This is a genomic window from Streptomyces sp. NPDC046215 (genome assembly GCF_040646215.1).
Taxonomy (GTDB): Bacteria; Actinomycetota; Actinomycetes; order Streptomycetales; family Streptomycetaceae; genus Streptomyces; species Streptomyces stramineus.
This window is the reverse complement of record NZ_JBEYZW010000082.1, coordinates 1-12605: the sequence shown is the minus strand read 5'-3', so window position 1 is coordinate 12605 and position 12605 is coordinate 1. Positions and strand designations below refer to the sequence as shown.

Here is a 12605-nt window from a genome sequence, read left to right as displayed (position 1 = left end):
CGGCTTCTCGGCACGGTGGCTCGACGGCGGGCTGTCCCCCGCGGACGCCTGGCGGTCACCGCCCGACGAGATCACCCGGAGGCATTTCAATGCCTGGGTGCGGGCTCCGCTCCTCCCGGGCAGACCGGCCGCTTGGAGGAGCGGTAGCGATCCGTACCGGACGTCAGGCCATACGCAGGGCTGACCAGGTTTTGGGGCCGACGATGCCGTCCGCGGCAAGCTTGTTTTTCGCCTGGAAGGCCTTGCCTGCCGACCGGGTGTCCTTGCCGAAGTAGCCGTCTATACCCTTCGGGCCGACGCTGTACCCGGTGTCCAGGAGCAGCGCCTGGATTTCCTTGACCTTGGGGCCCGAGTCGCCGAAGTCGGATTGATCCGTGCCCCTGTAGAAGCCGCAGTAGACACCGATGGTCTGGTGCATGTAGCAGCGGACCGATGCAGACGCGGCGGGCGCTGTGTCCGCTGCGTTCGGCGCCGGTGAGGCGGCGGTTGCTGTGCCGGCCAGGACTGCGGACGCCAGAAACCCGGCACTCACAGCAGTCATAATCTTGACACTCGTGCGCTTTGGCTTCCCCCAGGAGCGGTGATTCATGAAATCCCCTATTTCATGGTTGGTGTGGCTGCCACTGCGGTATTGAACCGGCGGCACTTTAAGGGCAGCCGGGGCCTGGGGGCGTCCGATGCGGGAAGGATGTTTCGCCACGGCTTCTGTGGTATCAGCGCCTGCGGCTGCAACTGCCGCAGCGCACGCTGGTTTCTACCAGCACCTGCCCCGGCCGGCCGTTCCCCATCTAGCCAGGCTCCCCAGCACGCAGGCTCGGCGGCGAGCAGACCGCGCGCGACCGCTGGGCTGGCACTCCCTGGTCACTGCCCTGCGGAGCACTTGCGCACAGCACAGTGACTCGCCCGCACCGGACGCAGCTGGGTGAGGAGAAGACAAAGGCCCGAACCCCGGCCGAGGTGTGGTCCATGAGGCTGAAGGCCATGCCTTCGAACGGCTTACGCAGCGCCACGACAGCAATCACCAGACCGACAACACCGAGAGGAACGCCGAGAAGGGCCGCGGTATCGGCGGACTTGAGGTCGCCGTCGGCTACGCCCTGCTCGCCGGCTGGTGGTGGCCGGCCGCGGTGGCCGCAGCCGACTGCGCGGCCGTGGCCCGCTCCCGGGCCCGTACCGGCCTGGAGGCGCTCGCGGGCCTGATCGAGGCCGCCGTCGACGTGCACGGCCGGGAACTGGCCGCGCGGGTCGGACTGATGCCGCCGGCGGCACCGGGGCCGCCGGCCCCCGACACGGGGGACGGGATGTCGGAGGTGTTCCGGAAGGCCGAGTGAGGGCCGGGCGGTGCGCGCGCGTGCGGACCGGCCCCGGCGGCCCGAGGGGGGGCCGCCCGGCCCGCCGTCAGCCGGCTGAGCGGGCCCGGGTGACGGTGAACAGCAGCGGCGACCGCACGCCGAGGGAGGCGGCGGTGTCGGCGACGGTCTCGGCCAGCCAGCCGACCGCGTCGCACGACCACTCGGCGAGGTCCCCGCGCAGCACCATGCCGTGCTGGGGCGGGCCGTTCCAGAAGCTGTCGTCGAACGGCGGGGCGGGGACGGCGTCCGGGCTGGCGAGGTCGTACGAGCGGCAGACGAAGACCGGCTGGTCCAGGTGACGGAGGCGGTCCGCGAGCCGTTCCGCCACGTCGTGGACGCCCGGGTCCCGGCCGCTGTCGACGCCGACCTCCACGGGCGTCCTCGACCGTGGATCCCGCCCGGCGAACCAGTCGGCCGTCAGCATCGACGGGACGGGCGCGTACGCGGGGCGGGCCGCGGCGTCGAGCCCCTGGAGCGGCAGGAGGAGTTGTACGGCCGTCAGGCGCAGTGTGCCGAGCTGTGCGGTCGCGCTCTCGGCACACTCCAGGAACGGCCGTACGGGCAGCGGCCGGTCGTCCGCCACGGCACTGGCCTCCACCTGGAACCACGCGACCGGGCCGGCCCCGGCGGCCGGAGTCCGCTGTCCGGCGTCGTTCATGGCCCACAGCCCGGGTGCCCGCCGCATCCGGTCCTCAGTGCCGCCCCCGGCCGACCTGTCGTCGAGCCATCCCATGGCGAGCGACCGCTGGTGGAAGAGCGCGTAGGCGTCGGGACCGACGTCGGGGCCGGCCCAGGCGTGCGCGGTGAGCTCACCGTGCAGGGCGGCGAAGAGGGTGCCCGCGGTCCGCCGGGCCTCGGGCACCACGCCCGGTCGTTCCGCCGCGTTGTGCTCCGGCACGCCGATTCCTCTCTGTCCGCTGTGCCGCGCGGCCACGCGGCACAGCGGATGCTCGTTCTCAGGACACCTGGCAGGCCACGTCGGCCTGGCGGTACGGCCGGTCGGCCGTGTCGCCCTGGCCGTTCACGTCGACGTCCACGTGATTGCGCCACGACGCCTTGCTGGTGTTGGTGCAGTTGTGACGTGCTGCCGTCCGCTGGCTGCGGTCGCTCCACGCGCGCCCGGGCGGGACGCGAGGTTGCGGTCGCGGGTGCCCGGGTTCCACGGTCGCTCCACGCGCGCCCGAGCGGGACTCAAGGTGGAGGCCGCCAGCTGGACCTCGTACCGGTCGCTCCACGCGCGCCCGGGCGGGACACTTTTTGACCAGCGGATTTATGGCCGCTTTGCCATTTCGTGATCCGTTGTGGGTGTGGGGAGCGTCAGCGGATTGCTCCGCTGAGGTGGCACTGGACCTGGTGGCCCGGTGTCTTCCCGCTTCATCGCGCCCTGCCGGTCGGCCCTGGGGCCGGCTGGTCTTACGGATGCTCGACGGGCGTTTTGTGTCTCCCCTGTACCAGGGGCGACGGATGGATCGTCTACGGCGTGGCGTTCGATGTTCCGGGCGGCGTTGGTGTCCCGGTCCATGGTCAGGCCGCAGGTGGTGCAGTGGAACGTCCTGTCCGTGAGCGTCAGGCGTGGGTTTTGCCATCCGCAGTCGGAGCAGGTCTTGCTGGAGGGCCACCAGCGGTCCAGGACCGCCAGCTTAGAGCCGTACCAGGAAGTCTTGTAGGTGAGCTGGCGCCGGAACTCGCCCGGCGCGGCGTCCAGGAGGGCGCGGTTGAGGCCGGCCTTCTGCCGCACCCGTTTACCCGGCGTCTCGATCGTGCCGCGGGCCGAGCTTGTCATCCCGGCGACGTTGAGGTCCTCGACGGCCACGGCGGCGAACCGGGTGGCGAGCTGCTTGGTCACCGCGTGCAGGGCGCTTTCGCGGCGCACCGCCATCTCGTGATGCAGCCGGCCGAGGCGTCGTTTGGCTTTCTCGCGGCGTGCGGAGCCTTTCTGGGTCCGTGACAGCGCCCGCTGCGCTTTCACGAGCCGTTTCTCCGCCCGGCGCATGTGCCGCGGGTTGGCGATGTACTGGGTGTGCGGGTCGTCGGGGTCGAGGGGTTTGGACAGGGCGGCGAGGTGTTTCACGCCGAGGTCGACGCCGACCCGGCCGCGCCCGGCCTGCCGCCGTGTGGGCTTGTCCGGGATGTTCATGGTGATCTTGCACAGGACGGAGGCGTACCAGCGGTGCCCGCCGCGCGAGACGGTCACCGACTGCACGACCGCCTCACCCCTGTCGACCAGCCGGGCGAGCCGTTTTCCGGAGTCGTGCAGCCGTACTTCCCCGATCGTGGGGAGGCGCAGCCGCCGGTAGCCGGCCAGGCGGATGCCGGGTTTCTTCACGTCGTGGTGGAGGCGGAAGCTGTCGCGGGCCCGCCCCTTTTTCTTGAACCTCGGGTAGCCGACCTTCCGGCCTTTCCGCTTCCCGGCCAGGGATGACAGCCAGTTCTTCCACGCGGTGTCCGCGTCGATGAACGCAGACTGGAAGGTGTGGGTGTTGACCTCGTGCCACCACGGACACGGCCGGACCGGCCCGTGAAACCCTTCCGGGAGCTCTTCTCTCCGCGAATCGCCCTTGATCCGGTTCAGGTGCTTCTGGATCACCGGTTTCGTCGGAACCGGCACCCGTACCCTCTTACGCGCCTCCGGCTCCGCCACCCCCCGGTCCACCAGGGTCTGGACTTCACCCCGCCACTGCTGGTGCGCCGCCACCTTCATACCCAAGGCGTGATTGAACGCCCACCGTGCCGCACCCGCATGCCGCGACAGCACCTCCACCTGGGCGCCGGTGGGGTCCAGTGCGAACCGGAACGCCCGGAGTACCTCCCTCTGCACGCTGCACCACCACCTTCAACTACCCATGGACGACGAGTCGTTGCCGACTCTAGAGCACCCCACTGACAACGAGCCCGGAGGCGCCTTTGAGCAGGGGTTTTAAGCTGTACGCCCAGCTGCCGCGGAGGGGGCGCATCTATGGGTCGTCGTTTCCATACTGCTGGAGGCCCGCCCGGCAGTTCTCGCAGGTGCGGCAGGAGTCGACGAAGCAGCCGACGCCCACCCGGTCGCTGACCGCCTACCGAGTGACACCGCAGCCGATCGCCGTGACCGCACCCGAGAACTCGCGCCCCGGGCGACCGGGAAGGCCCGCTCGCCTCACTCTCCTCGCGCGGTGTGGATGTCGGAGTGGCAGACGCCCGAGCACTTGATCTCTATGAGGACGTCGCGCTCGCCCGGCCGGCGCGAAACGGTGATCCGCTCCGGGGGCGCGGCGGGCGATGGTGCGGCGTCGGCGTGGACAGTGGTGCTGTGCATCACGCCCCCGATTCTGCGCGCCCGCGGCGGGGCCAGCCAGCACCCCCTTCGACCCACTCGCCGTGCCTACCACTGGTAGGACCACCCTGGCCTGCGGCGATGTCCGGTGCGGCGGCCCGGTCGCACGCGAATTGGCCCCTGGAAACGGAATTGAAGATTCTCGCCGATATATAATCAACAAGCTTTGGAATTCCTCGATGCGGTGTGCGAATCGCCCGGAAGCTCCAATTTTATGCCCATGATCCCCGCGGGGCCAGCTTGTTTGTAAGTTGCACGTGCTCGATCGTTCCTCCTATGATCCGGCGTAGGGCTCGGGGTGACTTTCCGAAATGCCCTGAACTTTATATGGGGGGAATAATGCGTTCACTGGACCGCAGTCGAAAACTGCTTGTCGGTACGGCGGTGTCTGCTACCGCGCTTCTGGCCACACTCACTCCGGCCGTGGCGGCGGACAATCCGGCGCAGGATGCCGCCAAAAAGGCCCAGCTGCATGCGCTGCTGGCGGCGATCGATGCGACAGGTTCGGCCCTGGATTCGGGCCAGGAATCCACGATCAACAGACACTATGCTCTCCTCGACAGCCTCCGGAAGGAATTCCCCGAGGTGGCGCGGAAGGTGTCCGATCCTCGGAAGCTGGAGGTGACGGCGACGGAGGCGGTTGTCACCGAGGACGGCGAGGTCGTGTCCCCGGAAACCGGAAAGCCGCTCGGCAAGGACGAACTCGCGGCGATCGAGCCTCCTGCCGATGCCAAGGCGAGCGAGTCCTCCGAGGAGCAGGAGACGCCCGAGGAGACGGATGTCGATCCGATCGCCCCCGCGGAGGGCGATGCCGCGGTCGCGGCGGCCAGCGTCCGGGGCGGCAAGTGGAAAATGACCCACATCACCTACACCCATCGCAGCTATTTCGGTAACACGATTTTCAAGTACCACACGTATGCGCGCTTCAATTACAAGGGTGGCAAGGTGCGCGCTTGGGGCAAGCGGTACGACAACACCAGCAATGAGGACAGCGGGGTCGACGTCGGCGGAAGAATGATGAACCGCAAGTCGAAGGTCCCGGCTTCCTCTGCCACTTCCATCATGAAGCGCAAGGTCACGTTCAAGATCCCGGTCTACGGTGAATATGCGACCGTCTACCCCTGGGCTAAGGTGAAGGTTTACGGTTCCGGCAGGACGAAGATTGCGGGCACCGGCGCCTGACGCAGGAAAAGCATCTCTCGTCAATGGTGTGAGCTCTCTCCGGCACGTTTCGACATCGTGCCGGAGAGGGCCGCTTTTTTGTTCTCTCCCGCTCTGGCTAAGGCTCGGCAGCACCCCCGGCAGATGTAAGCCTTCCAAGCCGGGGTGGCCGACCGTGGCTTGGACTATTGGCCGGGTACGCGGTGAGAGTTAAGGTGCTCTGGCCCGCGCCGGACGTACCGGCCCCGCGCCTGTCACTGACGGCGGAGCTGGGCGCAGTCAGCTGTGAGCTGGATGACCAGGTCGGTGTCTTCGTCAGGGACGTCCCGCTGGAGCAGATGTGAGACCTCGCGGTGAAGGCGTAGCGCTTCACCGGTGCCGGCAGCCGCGAGAAACCTAGCTACGGCGCTCCGTTTCCCGCTGGTGCCGTTCAAGCGCAGCTTCGTGCCGACTGCCGGAGCGTCGGGGACCACGTTCAGGCGGCCGGTGTCCGCATCGCACACCACCGCCCTCACGCGGCCGGTGAGCTCGGGCACGGCCGCGGCGAGGATGGCATCGAAGTCGGCGAGGGCGCTTCCGCCGGCGGCCGGTGCGACCATGCCGCGCTCGGCCATCATCAGACCGATCGCCGCGCCGAGCCCGAGCGGCTCGCGCCCGTCACGCCGTACGACCGTGCCGGTGCGCCGCTTCGGCTTCTTGGTGGTGGCGCCGTTCTTCTTCGCCGCCTCCCGGGCCGTGGACCAGGGCCTGACGCGCGAGGTCGACGCCGCTCGGCTCGGTCATGCGATTTCGGGGTATCGCCGAGGTAAGCCGAAACGGGCCGTGGGATGATCTTGAAATCCCTCGCTGCCAGCAGCGGACCGGTACTCGCCGAAAAACAACGCAGTAGCTCCTGGATTGCGGTGACGCGCGGCCTATCGCCGGTTTCCGGCCGCTTATTCCTGGTCGGGCTTGCCCTGGTCCTCGTCCTCGCTGTTGACGGGCCGGCGACCGAACGGTCCCACGTGGCCGGGGCCTTCGGCTCCGAGTACGCCGGGGCCCTTCGTACGGTGCGGTGCCGGGATCACGCGCCCTCCCCTTCGCGCCGGGCCTGCGCCAGCAGCGCCGCCACGACGTCGTCTGTCCCGTCCTCGGCCTGTTCCACGAGCGTGTGCAGCACCTCGTCGGCGGCGGGGTCGAGGAACTGGCGTTGGAGGCGTCCCATCAGCTCGGGGTCGGTGCCGCTGCCGGGCCGGGTGATCTGGGCCCGGACCGGGCGCCGGGGGCCGATGATCTGCGCCTCGGTCTGGGTGCTGTCCTCCTGCGCGTCGGCGAGTGCCCGGTAGAGCGAGGCGACGGAGGGGTACTTGCCCGCGTTCTTGCCGGTTTTGATGGTCAGCTTCTTCGCGATCTCGGGAACGGGGACGCCCGTGTCCTTGAGCGCGCGGGCGAAGAGGAGCATGTCGTCGTCGATGACCTTCGGCCGTCCGCCGTGGTTGCCCTTCGCGGCGGCGGCCACCTGGCCTTCCAGGGTTCTCTCGCGGATGTAGTTGCGCTCGATCTGGTCGGCGGCGGCCAGGACGGCGAAGAACATGGCGCCCATGCCGTTGGGGTCGTGGACGCCGGTGAGCGGGCCGGTGAGGACTTCGAGCTGGACGCCGGTGCCCTGGAGCTGGCCGGAGAGCGTCATCAATTCGGCGGCGTTGCGCGCGAGGCGTTTGAGCTCGTGGACGGTGAGGATGACCTCCTGGTCGAGGGCGGTCTCCCGGATGTCGTAGGCGAGCTTCAGCGCCCTCTCCAGCTCGGGCCGCGTCTTGACGCGGGTGGAAACCTTCTCGGAGAAGACCCGCTTGCAGTCCGCCCGGGCGAGCGCGTCGAGCTGGGAGGCGAGTTCCTGCTGCGCGGTAGAGCAGCGCGCGTACCCGATCCGGATCGGCTTCACCGCGGCGGCGGCCGGTGCGGCCTCGATCTGCGGGTCCGGCTTCCATGGCCGGCCTGGGCCGCGGACCTCGGGAACGAGGACCTGAAGCTCCTCGTGGAGTGCGGGGACGAGGATGAAGCGCGGCGTGTGGTAATTCGTCGTGGTCTTCCCGCCGCGGGTGCGGCACGGGCTCCCGGCCCCTGCTTCGCAGTTCGGACAGTCATTTCGTTCTACCGCAAGAGCGGCTTGATCAGGCGTCAGGTCCACCCCGGCAGCCTGTCGGAACTGTCTCGCACAACGCTGGAGTTTTGAGAGGTGTTCTGCGAATCGCGGCCTGCGGAAACGTGGTCGGCTCCGGGCCTCTCGCAGAACTCTCGCATCTGGTCATTTACGAGAATGACCCTGCGTCACTCCGTCTGCACAGAGGTACCTCTCGCCTTGCGGGAGCTTCGGGGTGAGGTCACTGCCGAACGAGTGCGCTCATGCGGGGTAACTGTTCCAGCCGGCGAAGAAACTCCGATTTCCGTCCTCTTTGGCGCAGCCGCAATGGCCGGTGGTGGGCGGGCCACAAGGGCCGGCATGGTGCCGGTGGTTCCCGTGGCCCGCCCGGGTGCGGTTACAGGGTGAGCAGTGCGCGGTGGGCGATGTCGGTGCCCGTGCCCTGAAGCGGTCTGAGGGCCAGACGCACCAGGGCGAGCGGGTTGTCGTCGCCCGCTATGCGGTTGGCGCTCAGCTCACCGCAGCTCAGGCACTGGTGGATGAGCATCCACTCGCCGTCGGGGCGCGCGGACATGCTCACCGCCTCCATGCGGCCTCGGCAGGAGGCCGCTCGGTCGCCCGGGATGCGGGCGTCGACGTGCAGGCTGACCAGGCAGTTGGGGCAGTGGTTGCGATGCCCGGTACCCGGCGCGTCGAGGGAGACGTCCAGGCGGCATCCGGCGCATTTGAAGTCGTGCGCGCGGTGTCCGCCGTGCTCGTGGAGCACGTCCTTGTGCCGTTGCGAGCGACGGTCGTTGTGCCGCTGTGAGCGTTGGCGTACGGGAGCCGGTGCTCGATTGGTGTTGCGTCGAGGCATGGCGATCTCCTCCTTCCGGACTGTTACAGGGTGCCGAGTGCTTCGAGCGGGAACGGCGGTTGGGCGAGCGGGCGTACGGCCATGCGCATCAGGACGAGCTCGTTGTCGTCCGTGCAGACCGGGTTGGAGGTGAGTTCGTCGCAGCGTACGCAGCGGTGGATGAGCATCCAGTCGCCGGTGCGCAGCACGGCGATGGAGATCGGCGTCATCCGGCCGTGGCAGTCGCTGGGGCCGCCCTCGACGTGGTCGGTGACGTGCCGCGAGTGCAGACAGGACGGGCAGTGGTTGCGACGAGCGCCGTCGGCGGTCGCGGACACGGTCAGACCGCACCACGCGCAGGTAAAGGTTTCGACGGCGAGGGTGTTGGAGGTGTTGGTGGACACCCGGGGCTCCTTGCTGGGAAGTCAGACATGACAGCAAGCAGGCCGAGCGGCCTCGACGAGGGAGAGCCCATACGGGCGCACCACGCCTTCACGAGGAAGCGGGCGCGGGGTATGGACTTACGACACCGGAAACTGGCATCCGACAGGCGCGCGCAGACAGCGCGGCGGAAGCAGGCGGATGCTTACACGGTGTGCAGCGAGGCTCGCTCGGCGCGGGCCGGGGTCATCAAAACACTCTTCCTAAGGCACGAGGCCAGTGACCGGGCGGTACGCAGGTACGTCCCAGTTTGCGATCAAAAGTACGGAAATCAGCATAACCGCATGTCCGCCTCGGCGCCAACGATTTTTCCGCGGAGATGGCCCTGCTCTCCCGAAGCTGCGCTCAGTGGCAGGTAGCTCTCTGTGGCGGCTCTAGGGAGGTTGTCAGAGTTTTCGATCTTTTGGGCTCACCGAGGGGCCGTGCTCGGCGAGGGTGGTCCGGTCATGACGACCGGAGGGAGCGCGGGTGCGGCGAGGGTGGGAGCCGGAGGACCTGATCGAGGTCTGGACGCTACTGGAGGAGGAGCAGCACCGCGTCCGGCACAGCGGTGGGGGGAAAGCGCGCAGCGGGCCGTTCCCCCACGACCTCCAGCCCGACGCGCTTTGCGAGGAGCTCATCGAGGCAGGACAGGCCAGGCCGAGCTTCTGAGCGTGCCCCGCTTGACGAGCCGTCAGCGGGTGCTGCTGCGGGTGACGAGGACGCGGTCGATCGTGTAGTGCCCGTGGGCGATCAGGGGAGAGTCCTTGATCGCGGTCAGCAGGGTGGCCCAGTCGTCAAGGTCCGTGGTGGTGATGACGCCGATGTCCGTGGGAGTGGCGCTGTAGGCGTCGGCGTCGAACCATTCCATGCGCGTGACGGGGGCGTGCCGTTCCAGGAGCGGAGCGAGGTGTTCGGCGAGGATCGCGTCCCGTACACCCCGGGCGAGGGTGAGCCAGGACGGGTTGACGGTGACGTCGAGGAAGACGGTCCACGGAATTGTTGTAGCGATTGCTTCATCCATGCTTCACGGTTAATGAAACAGTCGGTACAGTCAACTTGTGGCCCGACCTCTCGACACCCGCAAACGCGCGGCCCTCCTGGCCGACGTGACCGACTACCTCGCCCGGCACGGCATCGCCGGCCTGTCCTTGCGCCCGCTCGCCGCGGAGTTGGGCACCAGCTCTCGGATGCTCGTGTATTACTTCGCCACCAAGGAGAACCTGCTCTCCCAGGCCCTGGAGGCATCCCGCCCCGAGATCTCCGAACTGTTCGCGGACATCACCAGCGGGGAGGACCTTCAGCGGGTTCTGCTGTCACTGTGGGAGGACATCACCAGCGGCGGGCAGCGACGCAGCGCTCCATTGATGCTGCAGGTCATGGCCCTGGCCGTAGTGCCCGACAGCGCGTACACGGAGTTCGCGGCCCGCGAAGTGACCAGCTGGGTAGACCCGCTGGCCGAGGCTCTGATGCGGTGTGGACAACGACCTGAAGCTGCTCGGGCGCGGGCCACCGCACTGGTTTCCGGCACCCGCGGCCTCCTGCTGGACCGTCTCGTCACCCACGACCACCAGCGCACCGACGCCGCTGTGAAATCTCTGATCACCGCGCTGCTGGCGCCCTGAGCGCATCGGCGCCATCGGCGGCATCGATGGGCCTCTTCGATGAACTCACCGGCACTCGGGCATGGCGCGGGGCAGGGGAAGCGGGAGCCGGCTGGTCCGCCCGCGTGGGGCGGGCGGACCGGCCTGGCGGAGAACTCGGGGCGGGGAGCGTCTGCGGCCCGGGGGTCAGGGCGCGGTGACGTCCTGCTTGATGACGCGCTCGATGTTCCGCTCCGCCAGCGCGGTGATGGTCACGAAGGGGTTGACGCCGATGCTGCCGGGGATGAGCGAACCGTCCGTCACATAGAGGTTCTTGTAGCCCGAGACGCGGCCGTAGTCGTCGGTCGCCTTGCCCAGGACGCAGCCGCCGAGCGGGTGGTAGCAGAAGTCGTCGGCGAAGTTCTTGGCCTGGCCGCCGAAGAGGTCATACCGGTAGATGGTCGTGCACGCCTTGTTGATGCGGTCGAACAGCGACTTGGCGGCGTTGACCGCGGGGGTGTTCTGGTCGCGGGTCCAGCGGAGGTTCATCGCGTCGCGGGCGGCGTCGTAGACGAAGGTGCCGCGCTCGGGGTTCTTGGTGATGGCCAGGTAGAGGCTGACCCAGGTCTCCAGGCCGGCGGGCATAGGGGCGATCTCCGCGAAGACGGGGGCGTCGCGGTTGTCCCAGTCGTCGATGCCCAGGGCGGGGATCGAGGACTGGTGGGCGCCGGTGGGGTTCCACAGGTGATTGGCGCGGGCGGTCATGATGTTGCCGTTGGGGCCCCAGCCGGCGCCGACCGCGGAGTTGAGGTCGGGGAGGGCGCCGGTCTCCCGTGCGCGGAGCAGCAGTTCCGTGGTGCCGAGGCTGCCGGCGCCGAGGAAGAGGTGGCGGCAGCCGATCTCCTTGGTGGCCAGCAGGCCACCGTTCGCGTTTTTCTGCTCCACCGTCAGGACATAGCCGCCGCCCTTCTGCTGGCGGATGCTCTTGACCTGGTGCATCGTCTGTATGGTGACCTTGCCGGTGCCGAGGGCGGCCGCCAGGTAGGTCTTGTCGAGGCTCTGCTTCCCGTGGTTGTTGCCGTAGATGACCTCGGTGGCCAGCGCGGACTTCGGCACCTCACCGGCGGCCTCGCGCCGCATGTAATCCCAGTCGTAGACATTGGGGACGAAGGCGGTGCCCAGGCCCGCCTTGCCGGCCTGCTCCCGGGATACGCGGGCGAACTTGTACCACTCGCTCTCCTCGAACCAGCCGCGGTCGATGTGGTTGACCCGGAGCGTGGTGTTGGCGCGCGGGAAGTAGCGGTCGTACATCTCCGCCGCGTCGACCTGTGGCAGGACCTCCTCGAAGTACGAGCGCTTCGGCACCACGGCCATGCCGCCGTTGACGAGAGAGCCGCCGCCGACGCCGCGCCCCACGTAGACGGATATCTGGTCGAAGTTCACGCGGTCCAGCACGCCCGCGTAGGGGTCTATGTTCTTGTTGATCACGTCGAGCCAGAGGAAGCTGCCGAGCGGGGCCTCGGTGCGGTTCTTGAACCAGCTGGAGCGCTTGTCGGGGCTGAGCATCCCGGAGAAGACGTTGCCGTCCGGGCCGGGCTGGTTCCACAGTTGGCCCATTTCCAGCATCAGCGTGGGGATCCCCGCCTCGCCGAGGCGCAGTGCGGAGACGGCCGCTCCGTAGCCGGTGCCGACCACGACGGCGGGGACGAACGTTCCGCCGCCGGTGCCGGCGGCGGGCGCCCGGGGGGCGGCGGGGGGGGTGGTCTGGGCGGCGAGCGCCGCGGCGCCCCGGGCCGCCCGGCCGGGCATGGGGCGGCGGGTC

The 12605-nt window shown here is 68.7% G+C and carries 15 protein-coding genes, 1 pseudogene and 1 CRISPR repeat array; of the genes and pseudogenes, 4 read left to right on the top strand and 12 right to left on the bottom strand.

Features of this window, described 5'->3' with window-relative positions:
* Window positions 1-163 precede the first annotated feature (163 nt).
* Window positions 164-418 carry a peptidoglycan-binding domain-containing protein gene (locus tag ABZ951_RS27230; RefSeq protein WP_344084384.1) on the bottom strand — a complete coding sequence of 85 codons (255 nt, stop codon included), beginning with the start codon at window positions 416-418 and terminating at the stop codon, window positions 164-166.
* 541 nt (window positions 419-959) lie between these two features.
* Between ABZ951_RS27230 and ABZ951_RS27225 the strand changes: the two genes are divergently transcribed.
* Entirely contained in the window at window positions 960-1331 is a 372-nt protein-coding gene (locus ABZ951_RS27225) for a hypothetical protein (protein WP_344084387.1), read from the top strand.
* A 67-nt stretch (window positions 1332-1398) separates the two neighbouring features.
* Here ABZ951_RS27225 and ABZ951_RS27220 read toward each other — a convergent pair whose 3' ends face one another.
* The 3 genes and pseudogenes from ABZ951_RS27220 to ABZ951_RS27210 all read right to left on the bottom strand — a co-directional run.
* Window positions 1399-2250 carry a hypothetical protein gene (locus ABZ951_RS27220; RefSeq protein ID WP_344084389.1) on the bottom strand — a complete coding sequence of 284 codons (852 nt, stop codon included), beginning with the start codon at window positions 2248-2250 and terminating at the stop codon, window positions 1399-1401.
* A gap of 203 nt (window positions 2251-2453) precedes the next feature.
* A CRISPR array of direct repeats spans window positions 2454-2604; the repeat unit is 21 nt; unit sequence CGGTCGCTCCACGCGCGCCCG.
* Between the two features lie 18 nt (window positions 2605-2622).
* Window positions 2623-4170: an RNA-guided endonuclease TnpB family protein gene (locus ABZ951_RS27215; RefSeq protein ID WP_344084392.1), complete on the bottom strand. Its 1548-nt coding sequence runs from the start codon at window positions 4168-4170 to the stop codon at window positions 2623-2625.
* 154 nt (window positions 4171-4324) lie between these two features.
* Window positions 4325-4647, bottom strand: a pseudogene (locus ABZ951_RS27210) (alcohol dehydrogenase catalytic domain-containing protein); the annotation flags it as partial.
* 357 nt (window positions 4648-5004) lie between these two features.
* Here ABZ951_RS27210 and ABZ951_RS27205 point away from each other — a divergent pair.
* Window positions 5005-5847, top strand: coding sequence for a hypothetical protein (locus tag ABZ951_RS27205; RefSeq protein WP_344084395.1), 843 nt, complete (start codon window positions 5005-5007; stop codon window positions 5845-5847).
* A gap of 233 nt (window positions 5848-6080) precedes the next feature.
* On the opposite strand, the gene ABZ951_RS27200 is transcribed toward ABZ951_RS27205, so the two are convergent.
* The 6 genes from ABZ951_RS27200 to ABZ951_RS27175 form a co-directional block, all read right to left on the bottom strand.
* A complete protein-coding gene (locus ABZ951_RS27200) occupies window positions 6081-6443 on the bottom strand; it encodes a hypothetical protein (RefSeq protein WP_344084398.1) in 363 nt (120 codons plus the stop codon).
* A gap of 40 nt (window positions 6444-6483) precedes the next feature.
* Window positions 6484-6609 (bottom strand): hypothetical protein, encoded by a 126-nt coding sequence (locus ABZ951_RS27195; protein WP_344084401.1) that lies wholly within the window; start codon window positions 6607-6609, stop codon window positions 6484-6486.
* Between the two features lie 152 nt (window positions 6610-6761).
* Window positions 6762-6893, bottom strand: coding sequence for a hypothetical protein (locus tag ABZ951_RS27190; protein WP_344084403.1), 132 nt, complete (start codon window positions 6891-6893; stop codon window positions 6762-6764).
* Window positions 6890-7993: a recombinase family protein gene (locus tag ABZ951_RS27185; protein ID WP_344084406.1), complete on the bottom strand. Its 1104-nt coding sequence runs from the start codon at window positions 7991-7993 to the stop codon at window positions 6890-6892. The genes ABZ951_RS27190 and ABZ951_RS27185 overlap by 4 nt, the downstream gene beginning before the upstream one ends.
* 349 nt (window positions 7994-8342) lie before the next feature.
* The gene (locus ABZ951_RS27180; protein WP_344084409.1) at window positions 8343-8801 is read right to left on the bottom strand and encodes an RNHCP domain-containing protein; all 459 of its coding nucleotides are present in this window, start codon (window positions 8799-8801) and stop codon (window positions 8343-8345) included.
* Window positions 8802-8824: 23 nt separating this feature from the next.
* Window positions 8825-9184: an RNHCP domain-containing protein gene (locus ABZ951_RS27175; protein ID WP_344084412.1), complete on the bottom strand. Its 360-nt coding sequence runs from the start codon at window positions 9182-9184 to the stop codon at window positions 8825-8827.
* Between the two features lie 505 nt (window positions 9185-9689).
* Here ABZ951_RS27175 and ABZ951_RS27170 point away from each other — a divergent pair.
* Window positions 9690-9872, top strand: a complete 183-nt coding sequence (locus ABZ951_RS27170) for a hypothetical protein (protein ID WP_344084415.1) — start codon at window positions 9690-9692, stop codon at window positions 9870-9872.
* 22 nt (window positions 9873-9894) lie between these two features.
* On the opposite strand, the gene ABZ951_RS27165 is transcribed toward ABZ951_RS27170, so the two are convergent.
* The gene (locus tag ABZ951_RS27165; protein ID WP_344084418.1) at window positions 9895-10224 is read right to left on the bottom strand and encodes a darcynin family protein; all 330 of its coding nucleotides are present in this window, start codon (window positions 10222-10224) and stop codon (window positions 9895-9897) included.
* 37 nt (window positions 10225-10261) lie between these two features.
* Here ABZ951_RS27165 and ABZ951_RS27160 point away from each other — a divergent pair, with 37 nt between their 5' ends.
* Window positions 10262-10825: a TetR/AcrR family transcriptional regulator gene (locus ABZ951_RS27160; RefSeq protein WP_344084421.1), complete on the top strand. Its 564-nt coding sequence runs from the start codon at window positions 10262-10264 to the stop codon at window positions 10823-10825.
* A gap of 165 nt (window positions 10826-10990) precedes the next feature.
* Here the strand turns inward: ABZ951_RS27160 and ABZ951_RS27155 are convergent.
* Window positions 10991-12605, bottom strand: a 1615-nt coding sequence (locus ABZ951_RS27155; protein WP_361280899.1) for a GMC oxidoreductase, incomplete at its 5' end; no start/stop codon positions are given.